Origin of the sequence: Undibacterium sp. 5I1 (genome assembly GCF_034314085.1) — a bacterium.
Taxonomy (GTDB): Bacteria; Pseudomonadota; Gammaproteobacteria; order Burkholderiales; family Burkholderiaceae_D; genus Undibacterium.
In genome coordinates, this window is record NZ_JAVIWI010000001.1 from 2,453,047 (window position 1) to 2,470,905 (window position 17,859).

At 46.0% G+C, this 17,859-nt stretch carries 15 protein-coding genes; 11 read left to right on the top strand and 4 right to left on the bottom strand.

Annotated elements, in window-relative coordinates:
• Positions 1 to 320 precede the first annotated feature (320 nt).
• The 3 genes from RGU72_RS10845 to RGU72_RS10855 all read left to right on the top strand — a co-directional run bounded on the left by RGU72_RS10845 (position 321) and on the right by RGU72_RS10855 (position 2,808).
• Positions 321 to 953 (top strand): hypothetical protein, encoded by a 633-nt coding sequence (locus RGU72_RS10845; protein ID WP_322119733.1) that lies wholly within the window; start codon positions 321 to 323, stop codon positions 951 to 953.
• A 132-nt stretch (positions 954 to 1,085) separates the two neighbouring features.
• The gene (locus RGU72_RS10850) at positions 1,086 to 1,280 is read left to right on the top strand and encodes an excisionase (RefSeq protein WP_322119734.1); all 195 of its coding nucleotides are present in this window, start codon (positions 1,086 to 1,088) and stop codon (positions 1,278 to 1,280) included.
• Positions 1,273 to 2,808 (top strand): tyrosine-type recombinase/integrase, encoded by a 1,536-nt coding sequence (locus tag RGU72_RS10855; protein ID WP_322119735.1) that lies wholly within the window; start codon positions 1,273 to 1,275, stop codon positions 2,806 to 2,808. Before RGU72_RS10850 ends, RGU72_RS10855 begins: the two co-directional genes overlap by 8 nt.
• A gap of 806 nt (positions 2,809 to 3,614) precedes the next feature.
• Here the strand turns inward: RGU72_RS10855 and RGU72_RS10860 are convergent.
• Positions 3,615 to 4,211 (bottom strand): tetratricopeptide repeat protein, encoded by a 597-nt coding sequence (locus RGU72_RS10860; protein ID WP_322119736.1) that lies wholly within the window; start codon positions 4,209 to 4,211, stop codon positions 3,615 to 3,617.
• 10 nt (positions 4,212 to 4,221) lie between these two features.
• Positions 4,222 to 4,512: a hypothetical protein gene (locus RGU72_RS10865; protein ID WP_322119737.1), complete on the bottom strand. Its 291-nt coding sequence runs from the start codon at positions 4,510 to 4,512 to the stop codon at positions 4,222 to 4,224.
• 188 nt (positions 4,513 to 4,700) lie between these two features.
• Here RGU72_RS10865 and RGU72_RS10870 point away from each other — a divergent pair, with 188 nt between their 5' ends.
• The 4 genes from RGU72_RS10870 (at position 4,701) to dacB (ending at position 8,830) form a co-directional block, all read left to right on the top strand.
• The gene (locus tag RGU72_RS10870; protein ID WP_322119738.1) at positions 4,701 to 5,006 is read left to right on the top strand and encodes a surface-adhesin E family protein; all 306 of its coding nucleotides are present in this window, start codon (positions 4,701 to 4,703) and stop codon (positions 5,004 to 5,006) included.
• A gap of 285 nt (positions 5,007 to 5,291) precedes the next feature.
• Complete coding sequence (locus RGU72_RS10875; RefSeq protein WP_322119739.1) at positions 5,292 to 6,056, top strand: type IV toxin-antitoxin system AbiEi family antitoxin domain-containing protein; 765 nt, start codon at positions 5,292 to 5,294, stop codon at positions 6,054 to 6,056.
• Positions 6,050 to 6,985, top strand: a complete 936-nt coding sequence (locus RGU72_RS10880; protein ID WP_322119740.1) for a nucleotidyl transferase AbiEii/AbiGii toxin family protein — start codon at positions 6,050 to 6,052, stop codon at positions 6,983 to 6,985. Before RGU72_RS10875 ends, RGU72_RS10880 begins: the two co-directional genes overlap by 7 nt.
• A gap of 411 nt (positions 6,986 to 7,396) precedes the next feature.
• On the top strand, positions 7,397 to 8,830 hold the full coding sequence (gene dacB / locus RGU72_RS10885; protein WP_322119741.1) for a D-alanyl-D-alanine carboxypeptidase/D-alanyl-D-alanine-endopeptidase: 1,434 nt from the start codon (positions 7,397 to 7,399) through the stop codon (positions 8,828 to 8,830).
• Positions 8,831 to 8,934: 104 nt separating this feature from the next.
• On the opposite strand, the gene RGU72_RS10890 is transcribed toward dacB, so the two are convergent.
• Positions 8,935 to 10,473, bottom strand: coding sequence for a M48 family metalloprotease (locus RGU72_RS10890; protein WP_322119742.1), 1,539 nt, complete (start codon positions 10,471 to 10,473; stop codon positions 8,935 to 8,937).
• Positions 10,474 to 10,578: 105 nt separating this feature from the next.
• Between RGU72_RS10890 and moaC the strand changes: the two genes are divergently transcribed.
• The 4 genes from moaC to RGU72_RS10910 all read left to right on the top strand — a co-directional run bounded on the left by moaC (position 10,579) and on the right by RGU72_RS10910 (position 15,462).
• Complete coding sequence (gene moaC / locus RGU72_RS10895; protein WP_322119743.1) at positions 10,579 to 11,121, top strand: cyclic pyranopterin monophosphate synthase MoaC; 543 nt, start codon at positions 10,579 to 10,581, stop codon at positions 11,119 to 11,121.
• 624 nt (positions 11,122 to 11,745) lie between these two features.
• The gene (locus RGU72_RS10900) at positions 11,746 to 12,498 is read left to right on the top strand and encodes a TonB-dependent receptor plug domain-containing protein (RefSeq protein ID WP_322119744.1); all 753 of its coding nucleotides are present in this window, start codon (positions 11,746 to 11,748) and stop codon (positions 12,496 to 12,498) included.
• A 21-nt stretch (positions 12,499 to 12,519) separates the two neighbouring features.
• A complete protein-coding gene (locus RGU72_RS10905; RefSeq protein ID WP_322119745.1) occupies positions 12,520 to 13,890 on the top strand; it encodes a TonB-dependent receptor in 1,371 nt (456 codons plus the stop codon).
• A 9-nt stretch (positions 13,891 to 13,899) separates the two neighbouring features.
• Positions 13,900 to 15,462 carry a histidine-type phosphatase gene (locus tag RGU72_RS10910; protein WP_322119746.1) on the top strand — a complete coding sequence of 521 codons (1,563 nt, stop codon included), beginning with the start codon at positions 13,900 to 13,902 and terminating at the stop codon, positions 15,460 to 15,462.
• Between the two features lie 488 nt (positions 15,463 to 15,950).
• Here the strand turns inward: RGU72_RS10910 and RGU72_RS10915 are convergent, their stop codons facing one another.
• A complete protein-coding gene (locus RGU72_RS10915) occupies positions 15,951 to 17,666 on the bottom strand; it encodes a PglL family O-oligosaccharyltransferase (RefSeq protein WP_322119747.1) in 1,716 nt (571 codons plus the stop codon).
• Positions 17,667 to 17,859 lie beyond the last annotated feature (193 nt).

The following is a 17,859-nucleotide window of genomic DNA, read 5'->3' on the forward strand; positions in this document are numbered from 1 at the left end:
GGTACACGACAGTGGACAGCTCTCGCCAGAGAGCTCCCGCGGGGACCGCCTGGCACTGAGTCTCGCCCAAGCGAGACCAGGCTAGGGGGGGGCGCAGCCGGCTACCGCGTAGCGGGGGGGCCCCGTGGTCGGCGAAGACGAGCGTGGGGCCCGCCCGCGTAGCGGGTAGCCTCAACGTTAGAAATTCCGCCCTAGCGGAATAGAGAAAATGGCCCGACAGGGACTATTTTCGCGGTTCTGTGCAATTCCGAGAGGCAAGATTTTGAACTTGGGGTTGAGGTGTCTATACGGTGGACGTACAGCAACAGGGGACCCCTCGAATGAACACACCGACAAAGCAAAAATCAAACATTAGAATTGCACGCGAGAACGAGACAGAAGTGCTGAAATTTATAGCACTGCTAGGCTGGCTCAGCACGCAGCAAATTGGTAATTTGGTATGGACCAGCTCCACGCCGCACGTGGCTCGGAACAAAGCAGCGCTGTGCCTACGTCGACTCCACGCGCAGCGGTTCGTGCTGCCTCGCACTGGCTATGCGGGAATAAAAATGTATGTTTTGACAAGGGCAGGAGCCGATTTTGTGAATTACGAAACGGGGGTCAACATTGCCCATCACGGCCTGGACCTCAGCGTTGGAATGCACTTGAGGCAATCCCAAGTAATTGACTATTTAACAATTAAAGCGAAAGAGGGTTTCACTCCGCTGGGGGCGTCTGCGCTAAAACGTGGCGTCTCAGGAGTAAAAAATCTTTTTTGGGACGAAGGTCGAGGACTATCGGCGGCATACTACAACGCCACTACGAGAGAGGTAAAAGGGGTCTTGTGCCCCCATACGGCAGCACCGTCAGCGGTGGACCTTTTTGAAAAAATCCTGCGGCAGGGAAACGTCGACTTGATAGGAAGCCATTACATAATTGAGGCGATTCAACGGCAAATTCGACAAATGCGATAAGAAATTGATTAAACACTTCCCCACCCTCCTTTATAAAATTTCTTGATTTTAAAGAAATTCTACCTGCCATCGCCCCCCCAATTCCCGGAATATAAAATTCAAACGCTATACGGTTCTTTAAGGAGAACAGTAATGCAGGTCATGACACCGAATTGGGTATTAATAAATAAATTTTGTGAACTCAAAGGCTATAGCGAGGACGCAGTAAGAGCAAAAATAAAGCGCCGTGAATGGGAGAAGGAGGTACTTTGGCGTAAAGCTCCAGATAACCGCATTGTTATTAATGTGACAGCAGTTAACCTATGGATGGGGGGCTCCCATGTCTAAGGGTATTTCTGCAGAAAAGTCTGCCAAATTGAGATTAACGGCGTTGGAATTAAATGTATTAGTTACAAAGGGGACAAAGTTTTTTCCTGGGACGAACACACCAATTCCGAAGGGCGTCACTGTACGAAGCGCCAACGGCGTACAAATCGAATTTATGTTCGAGGGAACTCGATATTACGAAACTATTAGAGGGACGCCCACTGCTGGAAATATCAAAAAAGCAATGGAAAAACGCGAAAGGGTTCAACAATTAATCAGCCTTGGGAATTTTGACTATGATAAGGAATTTCCAAATAGCAAAGTTATTAAAAAATTAAATACTTCCCACAACCTTGCTTTACAAAACGATATAGTTACGATTTCTACCGCGCTCAACGAGTGGCTCGACGTGACTGTCTCTGCGGTAGGACACAACGCTGGGATAGACTATAAAAAGGATGCTACCCGTTTAAAGCAATTTCCAGCAGCAGCGTTGGATGGAATCGATAATTCTGATAGGCCAAAATCTGGAGGACTGCTAGGCGATTTATCCGTGCTTGAACTGAATGACCTATCTATAAAAAATTTGCAAAATTGGTTACTAATCCAAAATGGCCAAAACACGGGGAAGACTATTAGTATCAAACGGGTAAATAATTTAATGACACCGTTGCGTGGCGCTATGTCCAGGATGGCAGATGCTAAAAAAATACCTTTTGACCCATTTACTAAAGTTCGCCCGTTAAAAAATCAAAAAACATTTTCAACAAACAAGGCTCTAGATAAAACGGAACTGGACGGCCCACTCCCTATAGTCGGTAATCGTCAATATAACGAAAGCAATATTATCGTGGAGCCGTTTTCTCCAGATGAGATTGATGCATTACTAAGGCAATTTTCAGGCTCATTTTTAAATCAAATGATTTTTTGGCTTTGGACTGGCCTGAGAACCGGTGAACTCATAGCGCTGCGGTGGTCGGATGTGCACTGGGAAAGTGGTCAAATATTTGTGCGCAGGTCACTCTCCAGAGGACATCTTAAATTACCAAAATTTGATAAAAAACGCTGGGTAAAATTATGTGCTCCGGCACGTGAAGCGTTAGAGGCACAATTAAAGCTTACCGGTGCAAGTGAAGGATGGATTTTCCCAAATCCTTACACTAATAGTATGTGGACAAACGAGTCTAAAATTCGGACCCGTTTTAAAACAGCAGCCGAAAAAGCAGGGGTACGATATCGCCGCCCTTATAACTGCAGGCATACCTTTGCGTCTGTAATGCTGTCATCCGGTGAGAACACACTTTATGTAGCAGAGCAATTGGGACATGCGGATTGGACTATGCTAGTCAAGGTTTATGGTCGTTGGATGAATGAGGTAAACCACTCAGCAGGAGAAAATTTGGCCAAAATGAATAGCTCGGCATGGCGTTCATTAAGAGAAATGATGGACAAACGACAGAGCACCGCCGATAGCAATGACTTCCTTGAAGATGGTGACCTAATGAACGATGAAGAATATGAGCAAGACGACGATACATTTGAATTGTAATAAAAGTTGTTAAATATTTCTATTACGTTAGTGAAATGCATTTTCTAGACTGAACGTTGCCTATTGATGGTTGTTCATTAGTTTCAAAATTTTTGATTACGCCTTAGCTGGGAAAGATTCTCCGCTAAGGCTTTTTTAGGGAAAATAAATCAAAACTTAATTCTGTTAATCACAAAGACCTTTTATCCAGCTTTGCGAAGTATGCATATGGCAGACATTATTTATTTTTACTTTTCTTCCCAGCGGATAGGTAGTGTGTTGATTTCTTGGTCGTTCCATGCTGTTACTTCGCCAGCCATGAGCGTCCATTGATTGCCTATAAAAAATTTGACTATTTTGATATGCAAACGATATTCGCTCCTCGTTAGATGATTCGGCGCAAAATTACTCTCGTTTGGATTACTGTTGCTTTTTTATTTCTGATTTCATCAACCAAAGGCATCCTCAACACCATCGCGGTCGAATGCGGCGCTCTCTTAGTTAGTTCGCTTGTGCGCAATGGTTAATCGGGCAATATTAACTGAACGGTGGCCCCTCCTGTCCGCCATCAAGGACATTCCAGTCACTTCAATATATAAGTGGAGAAGCCTTTTTAAGAAGTTAATTTTGAAATAATGTTGAAATAGATATGCAAATAAAATCTATTGGTCACATTACTTTTACCTTTCCGGATTTGGAACGGATGGGTAAATCTCTCTGTGATGGTATAGGGTGCGATAGATGTAGAGGCATCTGCCAGAAATACATAGAAATTAATAAATGAGGGCAGTTTGAGCCTCGTATATTTTCTCGTTAAGCCTGATTTATCACCGTTCAGCATTTAACTTTATCCTATCTACGGGTGGCTCGTAGTCCCAACAGCTTGCAGTAAGACAAGGGCGCCAGTTAGATGCTAATATTTGACCTTTCTTAATTGCCTGAACAGTTTCTGCTGTGGGTTTGGACTCAAGATTTGCTAGGTTCTCCTTAGCTTCCTCGTGACCCTGTGCCGCGGCTAAATTAAACCACATATAGGCATTGGCAAATAAAGATATCACCTCAGAAAGGCGGGCTGTCTTGATGTCAGCTTGGGTCAGCATACCCATAAGAAATTGGGCATTTGCTACCCCTTGATTCGCCGCCTTTCTAATCCATTTTCTGGCTTCGATGTGATTCTTGGGAATTCCGTCACCGGTGAGATAGGCAACACCAATAAAAAACTGCGCCCGACTATCCCCCTGATTAGCCAGTGTATTTAAGCCCTCCCAACCATGCACTTTAATAGCGTCTGCCAAGGACTGTTCTAACACTTTTTGCTGTACTTTTCCTTTTGTCGCAGACTCAGTTTCGCCGTTGCAGCCGACGAGAGTAGTGGTAATTATACAAACGAGTATTAGGCTACTCAAAGCAATTCGTTTTTTCATTTTTTTCGGGTTAGGTTGTGACAAATACGGTTACTACTTCTCGGTTGCAGCAATAAGAGCCTGGTTCAAGTGACGCACTCTGCGCTCCTATGGCGACTTTTTTAACACATTCCATTGCACAACTGTCTCCGAACAGCACTACCTCCAAGCCGCAAGAGCAGCGCAAGGTATAGTCATCGCTCGTGGGATTGCGATATTTCGTAATCGAACCGGCCTGGCACTCAACATGCGTAAGCTGAATAGACTGGAACGAGACGTCTTTATCATCATCGAACGGCATTACTTGGATAGTTACAGTCATGAGAGCCCCTTTACTTTTAGCCATTGTTGCATCAAGAACAAATATGGCATGCGACTAAGTACATTGATAATAAACGAATTAGATAAATCACATCCCGTTTGCAGTAGCCTCTCGCAGGAATATGACATAATAAAAAAGGTTATGTTTAATTAATTTCCTTAAACAATTAAATATACAAAAAGGACGACATGCTCACAAAAATAGTTGGAATTGCAGTGTCACTGCTTGTCGCTCAGGCAGAAGCCGCCACATGGGAAAACATTCCGGAGGCGTACGTCGTCGATACGTCGTCTATTCGCAGGGAAGGAGATACATTTGTTGTTTGGCAGAAAATGGAGTTCGGCGGTCCTACGGATTATTTTGAAAATGGCACATTTGTCAGAAATGACAACTTACCAAAGCAGCAAATCTTAGCATTGACGAAGTACGATTGCAAAAATAGGACGTTTCAGTATTTGCATATCCTCACCTACAAGAACAATAAATTGATTTGAGAAGACAATACTCCGGACACGGTAAACATCATAAAGCCCGATTCTCCCTACGAAAAGATGCTGGTGAAGTTCTGCAAATCGAATTGGGAATTTTGGAAGTAATAGGCTTCCATCCAAAATGGACAACTTGTTGAGCTTTGAGATGTAAAATTTTTTATTTACTACAAGGCCCGCTGGGACACATCAGTTTGCTATTTGTAGTATGTTTTAACTCTGAGTTAAATTTTTCAGCTTTATTTAAACATACTAATATAGTATGTTTATAATTTGATGGATAATTGAACCATGAGTTCAAATATAAAACATTCGTTAATCAAAGAATTGCTAATTCAGCTACCACATGGCCAGCCCTTTGGACTATCCGAATTGGCGGCTCAGGGCATCTCGCCCTATCTCGCTGCAAAATATGCCAAAAGCGGTTGGCTAGAAAGACTAACCCAAGGAACTTACGCCTTCCCTAACGACGCCTTGCAATTGGACGCATGTCTATTGTTTTTGCAAAAACAAGCGCCCGGGCTTCATGTTGGAGGAAAGACTGCCCTGTCTTGGCAGGGCATACGACACAATGTCAGCTCACGACCAAAATTATATCTCTGGGGAACACAGCGCTATGTATTACCCGAGTGGTTCACTTCGCGATTTCCCGCACGTTACTATCAGCGAGCAATATTTAACCCGGACAAACTCCGCTCCACAGTCAGTAATCAGGGCTACGCTAATCTAGCCGACCATGCCAAAGGCCTATTCGTATCAAATAGAGAGAGGGCCTTGCTAGAGGTGCTAGATGAAGTTGGGGTCAGCCAAGATTTGGAAGAAGCTAAAAATCTCTTCGAATCCTTTACCAGTATGCGATTGGACATGGTTGGAGCCTTGTTAGTAGCTTGCTCTCGGGTCAAGACTACTAGATTATTCTTGCATCTTGCTGAACAAACGAAGGTAGTCGATGTACAACTTCTACGGACTCAATTCAATTTGCATTTAGGTGGAGACGCACGTTGGACGCGTCGACTTCAAGACGGAACACTACTCACCTTAAAAAATTTATGTTAGACGCCATCTATATCAATACAGTCCGCTTATTGTTAGACGTAATCCCGGACGTTTTCGTTGACAAACTATTTGCCATCAAAGGTGGCACGGCCATCAATCTCTTTGTGCGAGAGGCGCCGCGGCTATCCGTGGACATTGACCTAGTATATCTCAACGGGACCCAGCCCAGAGACAAGGCCTTTACACAGATATCTTCAGGTTTGCTAGCAATAGCATCGCGCTTGGAAGCCAGGGGATTGAAAGCAAAGCCAGTAAAAGTAGGCAGCGACCCAGAATCAAAACTACTAATAATGGAAGGCACAGACGGGTTGACACTAAAAATCGAAGTTAACACCGTTTTTCGAGGAACGGTTCTGCCGGTACGTGAAAATCAATCTGTCTCTGATGCGGTCATTGGCCAATTTGAAGTTCAAGTGCACGCCCCTATTCTTGACCTTGCTGAATTATACGCAGGCAAACTAGTGGCGGCCCTAGACCGCCAACATCCACGAGACTTATTCGACGTCTGGTTACTGTATCAGAATGAAGGTATCACGCCTGAATTGCTCGATTGTTTCGTCGTTTACCTTGCCGGCCACAATCGACCAACTCATGAAGTGTTGTACGGAAATGACCAAGTGCTAGACCTAATCTACGAAGAACAATTCGTTGGAATGACGGAAGCGGAGCCACCCCCATTGCACGAACTAATTATAACTCGCAGTCGCCTGCGCCAAGACATTCATAAACTACTGACTCCTGAGCACCGCCGTTTCCTTATCACTTTGGCCGAGGCAGAGCCCGAGTGGAATTTGCTGAGCCACCCGCAAGTGCAAGAGTTGCCGGCACTGCGTTGGAAATTAGAAAATTTAAAGAAATTCAAAGCAGCTCAACCTGGGAGATGGGCTGCGCAATTACAGGCATTGCGCGCGAGGTTATTGGAAGAGTGATATGGAATTGGAGTGTTGCATGCGACAAATTTGCGACAATCTCTCAAGTTTCCCTATAACGCCCGTGGTTACTGAGTGAACTTCGGGTTCGATTCCCGCCGTCTCCACCATTAAATAACTGAACAAATCAATGACTTATTAAGTGTCACTAATTAAAATATTTTAAAACTTTTAAGTAATAAAATAACAAAATAATGGCACTACGATAAAGCAAAAAAGCCTTGGTATATCCAAGGCTTTTTTATTTTTTTTGATATAGCAATTAAACTTCTTTATTGCCAGCAAATGTAGATAGTAGCGCCGCCTAAATAAACTGTGACTCAAAAACAGTAAGACGTCAAACCCATTTCACCTATCCTAATGCGATACTTTTTCAATTCCATAGCAACAAACTCATTGATATTGCTCAGCTTGATAGCCACACATGCATTTGCGCAGAATGCTCTGCCGTCTTCCTTGGAGTTAGCTTTTAAAAAAGTCGGGGTACCTGCCAACGGCTTGAGTATGGTGGTCATGCCGGCAGATGGCGGACCTGCGACGCTACTACTATCACCCGATATCGCGGTCAGTCCAGCGTCTACCATCAAACTGGTAACAACATTAGTAGCGATGGAAGAATTGGGGCCGACGTTTCGTTGGAAAACGCAAATATTGAGTACAACCGCCATCAAGCAAACGGGTCTGCCATCAGATCTGAATGGTGGACAAAATGGTGAGCTACTCGGGGATATCTATCTACGTGGTGGTGGTGATCCAAACTTAACATGGGATAAACTTGGTTTAATGCTACGTACCTTACGTGGTCAGGGTATACGCAACATCATTGGCGACATTGTGCTTGATCGGCATTATTTCCAGCCGGATCGATTAGATGCGGACATCGTTCAGTTTGATGAAAAGCCGGATACCTACTACAACGTGATACCAGACGCCTTGCTGATTAACGCCAACTTATCTGGCTTTGAGTTTGAATCTACGTCCGATAACATCAAAATTCTTAGCTTTCCGCCGATGGCCCAAGTCATCATCAAAAATCAGCTTAGACTAAATAACAGCCCGTGTGCTAGTTGGGAAAATATCTGGATACCGCCTACGGTAGAAGTAGATAACAACCGCACTACGGTGACGTTGATCGGCAATTTCCCCCGAAACTGTAAGGCCATCAAATACACTAATATATTCGACCGAAACAGGTACATAGAACATCTGATACAGCAGCTATGGCAAGAAATAGGTGGTACTTGGATTGGTCATGTTAAAGATGGTTTTACGCCAGCGACTGCCAGCATCTTGGTGGAGCGCCAGTCGGACACCTTGGCCGACACCATCAAAATAATCAATAAGCAATCTGATAACGTCATGGCGCGCTTGCTCTATTTAAGTTTAGGGGCAGAATTCTCTGAAGCTAAAAATTACGCCACTACCCTGCAAGCCGCAGATGCGCATGTACGGCAATGGTTTAGCAAAAAAGGGATTACTGATGAAGGCTTGATTCTCGAAAACGGATCAGGCTTGTCTCGCACAGAAAAAATTACGGCAAGACAACTAGGCAAGGTATTACAATTAGCCAGCCATAGCAACTGGTTTCCTGAATTTGCCAGCAGTATGCCGATTGTCGCAGTAGATGGGACGATGCGAAAACGGCTCAAGGATAGTCCTGTGGAAGGACGCGCGAGGATCAAAACAGGCAGCTTAAAAAACACCCTGTCGATCGCAGGCTACATCAAAGACAGTCATGAAAAGCTATGGATCGTCGTCGCCATAATCAATGATGAAAAAGCCGGAAAAGCGCGACCGGCGATGGATGAATTGATCTTATGGATATCTGGAGACCAAGGCAAATAAGCGTTAATCCAGATTTTCCGTTTTACGGACAACAAATGTAGCTTAGGAGAGCTGATTGGCTAAATGAGAAACTGTCGTAAGCCAAATAAAGCCATCAGATATCTCTACCTTTTTTTCTCATCTTTTAATTCTTGCTTATGCTTCTCTTGCCATTCACGTTCGCGGGCATCGATTACCGACTGTTCGTAATATTGCGCATCGGGTGAGCGACGGGCGATGTCTAGCTGCTGCAAGGCTGGCGCTAAACTTCCCTCTAATGCATAACCTTCCGCCAGCGCAATATGTTGCAGCGCCTGCTTACCTTGCTCTGCATAGACTTTGCCCAACAAATTTTGCACCTTAATATCTTGTCGATACAGCTGCGCCTGATCGCGTAAAAACCGTGCTGCATCTTCCTCTTTGCCCGCAGCCAGCAATGCATCAACATACTGATAGGCCAAACCACGCGATAAAGGGAATTGCTGCATTGCCGCCTCAGCTGCCTTGACTGCGGCGTCGGCTTGCTTGTTGGCGATTTTAATATCGATATCCAGGCTGACAAACATACTGGTTTTATTGAGTGCCGTTTTTTGCGTTGGAGATTGATCTATCTGTTTGATCAAGCTAGCCAATAAGCTGGCGGCTTTAGAAAACTCTTTTTGTTTGTGGGCAATAAAAGCGAGTCCATATTGTGCGGCTAGTTTTTCATCTTTTTGATCGGCTTTTAATTGCGTATCAAAAAAAGTAGCCGCATCAATATAACCTTGAGTCGTATCATTTTGCAGCACTCTGACTCTGGCTTTGGTGAGCAAAAATTCTAAGCTGTCTAAATGCTGTTTATAACGCTGATCGACCATGCGCGACTGGATATCCGCCATGCGCTCGCTGGTGAGTGGATGGCTACGCAAAAAAGGGGGCGCATTGTCGTTGTAATTGCGCGTTGCGACTTGCAAACGTCCAAAGAAAGAGACCATGCCACCGGTATCAAAGCCAGCATCACGTAAGATCTGAAATCCAATACGGTCGGCCTCCCGCTCGGCCTCACGACTAAAGGTCAATTGGCGCTGGATCGCAACCCCCTGCCCGCCAACCACTAGCGCCATTGCTGCATCGGGACTGGACTTGGCGGCCAATGCTGCCAAAATAACCGATGCCAGAGGGATCAAGTAATCCAACCGCTGGCTGCCTATCATCCTGGCGATATGTCGCTGTGCTACGTGGCCAATTTCATGTCCCATGACAGACGCTAATTCTGATTCTGTTTGCGAGGCCAAAATCAAGCCGGAATGGAATCCGATAAAACCACCCGGCAAGGCAAACGCGTTCAGAACCGGATCGCGTACGACAAAAAACTGAAAATCAAACATTGTCTCGCCACGTGCATCAGGACGAGTTTCTAACATCAGATTACCTAGCTTATTGAGGTACTCTGCTACCGGTCCATCATCCATATAATCCGGATCACGGCGCACACTCTGCATAATTTGCTCGCCCAATTTACGCTCTAGCGAAGGGGATAAATCTTCCCTTTCGGTATCTCCTAAAGTGGGCAAATTTTGCGCAAAACTGGTATTTGATGAGCTGGATACCGAAAACAAACAGACGGCGGCCAAGATGGCGGCGTATAAGGTTTTAGGTCGGAATGATGGGCGTTTTAGTTTCACGATGCTATGATACTTTGCTAATCAATTAGTTCTTAAACTGTTTCAAAGAAAGTCTATTTTCGACGGCGAGATTAATCTCTAATACTCATTGCTAATACTAAATTCATGACTTCAAACAACAACGACGGCCTGACGCCGTCCTTAGCTCCCGCATTAACTCCTTCATTAACTCATTTTGATGCTACAGGTCAGGCACATATGGTCGATGTTGCAGAAAAAAAAGACTCCCACCGCATCGCCATTGCAAGCGGCACTATCCGCATGAAACAGGGGACACTTGCCATCATCGCTGAAGGTACAGCAAAAAAGGGAGATGTTCTCGGCATCGCCCGCATCGCCGCCATCATGGCAGCTAAACGCACCGCTGATCTGATTCCGCTATGTCACCCGTTGGCGCTCACCAGAGTCGCCGTGGATTTTAGCATTGACACTGATCAGTCCAGCATCCATTGCAATGCGCAAGTAGAAACTCTGGGTAAAACTGGGGTAGAGATGGAAGCGCTTACCGCGGTGCAAATCGGCCTACTGACGATTTACGATATGTGCAAGGCAGTGGATCGCGGCATGGTAATGAGCGACATCCGCGTATTAGAAAAACACGGTGGCAAATCTGGCGACTGGGTAAGTCTGGTGGATGGCGCTGCTTGATCAGCAAATTAATCCGGCAAATGGGTTATTTGAGGTGAAATTGAATTGAAATTGGACAGCGATAACAAACAAACTAAGCGCGGAGATTAAGTACCATTTTTTTCTTTAAAACTGGTAAATAGCTGCTGAAATAGAAGCCAATTTCAATATACTCCCCCTCATTTTTCATAAAATCGGTCTATTCTCTAGGTTATCTTTGGACAATAAAAAATACTACCTACGAGTATTTAAATCTTCTTATTGATTAAAAAGCAAGGAAGTCTAATCAACCAGTTAAAATGGACAGGCTAAATCGCCTGTCCCGGCCAAGAGTCTGCACTCAGCCACAAGCGATCTACAAACGATATAGAAGCGATCCACAGACCATCCACAATTGGCCGCAACAGCCTGTAAGTGCCGGCGGCAATATGAATCGTCCAAAACGCCTACTCTGCTCTGATATCAAAGCATCCTGCAAACTCTTCTCCTGACTTAAGCATCTCTTTGCAGTCACGGCATCAATTCATACCCCTGTCATATGTTTTGACTATATTGCACGTTCCAAAATAAGCGCTTGCCAAACTGAATTCATCATCGGGATTAGCCAACGGCGTGCTAACCACTTTACTGACTTTACTGACACCTATGACTTCTCATTCTGTTTCCATAAAAAATCTGCGTTACACGCGCATCTATCTGGCATTGGCACATATTGGTTTCTGCGCCGCCTCACTACAAACGACGATGGCTATCGCAGCTGAAAATACTGACAATAGTGACAACGGCACAACCGCTCAAGTAGTAATCAAGGCAAATGTTGAAAAGAAAAAATTAAGCGACAGCGTCAGCAGCGGCGCATTGGGACGCCGTTCGGAGCTGGACACGCCCTTCTCGACCAAAGCCGTCAGCAGTGATGAAATCGAAGATCGGCTGGCAACCAGTGTCTCTGAAGTATTTAAATATGACGCGTCAGTCACCGCGATCAGCCCACCTATCAGCACACATCCGGCCACCATACAAATGCGCGGCTTGCGGCTGGACGATCTGAACGGCTACAAAATCGACGGCTTGGCGAATATCAATCGCGGTACCGAAATGCCGCTGGAGATGTTTGAAAGCGTTGAGGCGCTGAAGGGTTTATCCGGCTTTATGTACGGCTTTGGTTCGCCAGGCGGCATTATTAACTATGTCAGCAAACGTCCGACCACCGAACGCAGCTTTAGTGCAACCCTGGGTTACCAGCAAGGTGGTGCAATCAAGGAACAGTTTGATATCGGCGGTCACGCTGGTGTGAACAACGAATTCGGCTATCGCTTCAACTTATTACACGAAGATGGCGGCGTGGCTGCAGAAAGCGGCTCTATCAATCGCACTGCAGGCAGCGCGAATGTGGACTGACGCCTGACCAATGATCTGACCTTGTCATATGACACGATTTACCAGCGTCGCCGGACTGTTGGCGGCACTGATGTGGTGATTTCACCGTTATTCGCTGTACCCTCGCCAATAGATGGCGGAAGTCGCTTAAATAGTGTCGGCGCGGCAAGCGATGTCGATTATTTAATTTCGACCACTGCTCTGGATTATCGTCTGGCGCCAAACTGGACTGCCAACGCCTCTTACCGTCTGTCGGACTCTACCCGTATCTACAAAAAAGATCAGTACTACATCACTAGCAACAGCGGCAATTACAGAGACCGGGTCACCTCAGAATTACACGGCTATCATTTTGATCAGGTGCAAGCCAGCATCAACGGCAAGTTTGATACGGGCTTCCTGCAACACGATATAGTCGCCGGAATCATGTCGCAAAACCTGGTATCGACATCATCGGTAGTCACTCCAAAAACCTATCTGGGCGTCGGCAATTTGTATTCCCCAACCATCCTTAACGTGGCCAGCGTCAACTACAGTGGCGGCAAGTACGAAGATGAGCATACCCGGCAAGAAGCAAGCTTCGCCAGCGACACCATCAAGTTCAGCGATGACTGGTCAGTACTTGCGGGTCTGCGCTATACACGATTTACTGACACCTCGTATAACACTAAGGGGATCTTCACTGCCTACTATCCAGTAAGTAAAAGTACGCCAACAATCGCGGTCATGTATAAGCCAATGGCCAATACCACCATTTACGCTAGCTATGTTGAAGCGCTAGAGCAAGCAGCTAGCGCACCAACATCAGCAATCAACGCCAATCAAATCTTTTCGCCATTGCAAAGTAAGCAGACCGAAATCGGCATCAAAACCGAGCAAAAGGTATGGAATGCCAGCGCGTCTCTGTTTCGCATTGATCGCAACGCACAGTACTCAAATGCCGCAAATATTTTTGTAACGGATGGGCAGAACCGCTATCAAGGTCTGGAATTTAATTCTGTGGTGCAAGCAGCTAAAAATCTATCGATAGAAGGCGGCATCATGCTGCTGGACGCGACTCTGCAAAATGCGGCACCTGGCTATAGTGGTAAGCTCGCTGTAGGAGCCCCACGCCGTCAGGCATCATTGCAGATGACATGGCGTCCAGAGGCACTGCCCGGTCTGGCGCTGCATGCAGGAACCCAGTATTTGGGTGAATTGCCGATGGACGCGGCTAATGTTAATACCTTACCAGCCTATGAATTGTTCGATGCAGGTTTAAATTACCGCACACGGATTGGCAAACAATTTCTTAGCTTACGTGCGAATGTATCCAATATTGCCAATCGTAAATACTGGACTTACTATCAGGAGAACTATCTGAATGTCGGCGCACCACGGACAGTCAGCCTGAGTGCCCGCGTAGACTTTTAAGCCAATAATATGATCATTAACTGTACTAAAGTAATCCTGTTATCCGCGCTTGCCCTCAACACGGCGAGCGCGCAGCCAGCGTATTACGGCACCAAAACACCCTACCAACCTCAGCAAGCCATTTCTAGTTATGAGGCCGCGCCACAGGGCTATCAGCCAGTTTATACACAAATGCTGGCAAGACATGGCTCACGGGGTTTGACTGGGATGAAGGTCGACCTCGCCTTCTATAACCTATGGAAGTTAGCTGAAAAGGAGCAAGCGCTGACATCATTGGGAGCAGAACTGGGGCCAGATATTCAGCGAGTCATGGAAGCCAATGCCTCGCTGGGATATGGCGTCGCTGGCATCAGCAAGCCAGGCTACGGCAATGAAACCCAGTTAGGTATCGCAGAACACACGCAACTGGCGCAACGCTTGCGCCAGCGTCTGCCAACGCTGTTCCAGAGTCTGGATTGTGCAACACCAGACAAAGCGCCACGCCAAATTGTGGTCGTTACGTCTGGCAAAGACCGCGCAGTGGATAGCGGTTATTTCTTTACCCAGTCTTTAATCGCGCAACAAGCGTGCCTCGCCTCCAGCGTGACCTATCCGGCGTCTCTTGCACCGGGTGCAGAACAAGATCATCGCAGCCGGCCAGCAGGTACAGACCGCTTCTTACTCTACTTCCATAAACTGAGCCAAAAACAGGATCTGGTCAGCGATCCAGCCGATCCGCTATTTCCGACCTTTCAAGCAAGTCAGTCTTATCAGACCTATCTGGATAGTAATGAGTTAAGTAAAGCAGAAGCCAGTATATTGGCGCAACCGCGTCTGGCCGTCGCCGCAAAGACGGTACTGCAACGTTTATTCACACCCGCCTTTATTTCGGGGCTAAACCAGAATCGCTATCGCGCGAGCAACGAGGGCACGGTCACATACAAGAGTACTGATGGTAAATTTGTTAGCACGCTCAAAGGCGATGGCAATGAAGTAATCGCCTCAGCACTGGATGCCGCGCTGGCCTTGTATGACCTGTATGCTGCATCGGCCGATATGCCGGATGAGGCGCATACCAACTTCTCACAATACATGCCCGCCGAGCAAGCCGCAGTCTTTGCCTCTGTACAAGATGCACTTACCTTCTACAGTAAAGGCCCTGGCTTTACCGGAGCCAAAGGAGTCACCTGGCGGATGGCGCAAACGCTGCTCGATGACTTTTTCACTGAAGCCAAGCTCATCGCGGCGGGGAATTACGCACACGCAGCCAAACTAAGATTTGCCCATGCCGAAACCATTATCCCGCTAGCATCCTTACTCGGTGTACCGGGCATGGCGACACCACAGCCAAAAAATCTTGCTTACGATTATTCCAATAACTTATGGCGTGGTGAACAGGTCGCGCCGATGGCCGCGAATATTCAATGGGATCTCTACAAAAATGATGCCGGAAAAGTATTAATCCGGATGCTGTACAACGAGAAGGAGACTGGTTTCAAACCATCTTGCGACAAAGCCCGTGTAGCCAAAGACAGCTATTTTTATGATTACCAGCGACTGGCAGACTGCTATCAGCAATCAATAGCGAAGTGAAAAATTCTTAGTCGCTGATTGGGATTGATGGGATTTGGGGCGCGGAGATTTGGGGCGGAATTTTGGGCCGGTTTTTTAAAACTCTTATCCGATAACAAGCAGTTGGTTTCTTGGGTCATTCCGGCATGGTCTTAGCCGGAATCCAGCGTCGTCATTTTGACGCCGCATTGACAACCCGCTGACACCGCACCCACTACCTTTATGTTTGATATGTAAAGCGATCAACATCACTGGATTCTGGCTTAAAACCTGCCGGAATGACACCGTCTGATTTGAGAATGCATGAGTCGCGTATGAGATGCGTATGCGCCTCGCCTCAACGCTCACTGAAGCAAAAAACTAGACTCATATTTAACATACTCCCCACCATTTTTCGTAAAACCGCCCTATTGTCCAGACAATCTATGGACAATATTAAATACTACCAGCGAGTATTTAATATTACGCTTACTGAAAACAAAACTTCAAGTCAGTAAATTAGCATCTAACTATTGCGCATCCCGAGCCGGCATCGTCTTAAAAACCACCTCATAACGAGCATCTAAAGCTGCTTGGGCTTTCCAATAATCGTAGTATTCAGGATAAGAAATGGGATGTAGGCGCTGCAAGGTTTGCATCGTACGTGCCGCTTGTTCTGGCTTACCGTTTAAGGTATATACTTCTGCCATTTTGCTCAACACATGCACGTATCCAAAACGATGGCTCAAGCGCTCCGCGAATGCGATTTCGGTATCCGACATACCCTCGCGCGCGACCATTTTAGTCAATTTAAAATAATCAAAAAACTGCGGGAATAAAGTAAACGCGGGCCGCTCACTTGGGCTGATATCCACTACATACCCCGATTGCTGCCAACGCAAAACCCGAAAACCTGTCGTCACCCGCTGATAATCCCAGGTAATCAATGCCATGAATAAAAAAGCACCGCCAAGGATGACAGCAATCACACTTTTAGCAGGGCGCCCAAGCAATACGCCCTCAGAGGGCCAGCGCAGCTGATGCACCATACCCATCAATATGCCAACCGGTATCAGCACAAAGGCATACCAAAGCGGAAATTCAACCATGCTATGCACAAACACGGCGACAAAAAATAAACCCGCAAAACGGATCGGCACCGTCACCGCTTTGATAAAAAAGCATTGAACAGCCCACCAGGCCAAGCCTGAACATATCAATATCGTTGCAGGGAAACCTAATTCGGCGGCCAAATTTAAAATCAAATTATGTGAGTGCTCTGCATAAGTAGTCGATCCAAAATCCGCCGCAATCCTGACTTGTTCTGCACCAAAACCAAACCAGCCAACGCCCAACCAGGGATGCTGAGTCGCCATATGCCAAGCCTGCTGCATCAACACCATACGCTCAGAACGACCACCAATATGCTCAGCAACCGAGCCGCTAGCAAATCCAACATGCTGCCCCATGATAGGCAAACCAAAGACCAGCGCGGCATACAGCAATACCAGCACAGCTAAAAACCATCTGCTGACAGAGTGACCATCCTGAGTTTTAAACATACAAACTAAGGCAAAAGCCGGAACAATCATCCAGCCTATGCGTGACTGCGTCAGCGCTAGCCCTATCAGTAATACTAAAACCAATAAAACAGAAGCCCATTGATTGAAAAATCGTCGCTGATATAAGTACCAGACCGAAGCCAGAGAAAAACAGAATAGCAAAGCGAGTTGATTTGGCTGCGCGACATTGGCGTAAGGTCGCATAAAAGGCTGTGATTCACGTGCGATAAACATCACAGCAGGCGTAGCATCAATCCCCGTAATCTGTACCAATTGCATGATGACGGACAACAAACCTGCTAATAAGTGGGCGATCGCAAAGGACAAACAGATTAGCTCAACGTATTGTGTTTGAATCGCGAATGTCGCCCCAATAATAAATGCTACCGCGATTAATGCGATGTACAACAATGGGATTAAAGTATCGGGCAACGACGACGCTACATTTCCAGTGAGCTGTAAAAACACAAATCCAATCAATAAGATTGGTATCAATAAAAGTTGAGGAAAACTTAATCGAGGTGTGGTCGCAATCAAAATGCCGACAGACAAAACTAACAGACCAAAGATAGTCAAAAAATCATGGTAGTAAGTTCTGTAAGGATGAACATGATGTGGATGGATATAAGATACCAGCAACAACAGAGCAAAAATTGCGAGTGAGAGTTTAGTGGTTATTTTCAAAGTAATTACTATTGGTAATGCAATTAAATAGAATTAACCGTTTAGGCTGAAACAAAATATTCCTTAAATATATCTTTCCTACACACTCTCAGAAAAAATCCCTTGGCGTTAGTCGAGTAGCGAAAAACATTAACGTCGCTATCAATGCAAGAATCATCTTTTGCAAGTAACAATTATTGTTCAGATAGCGGCA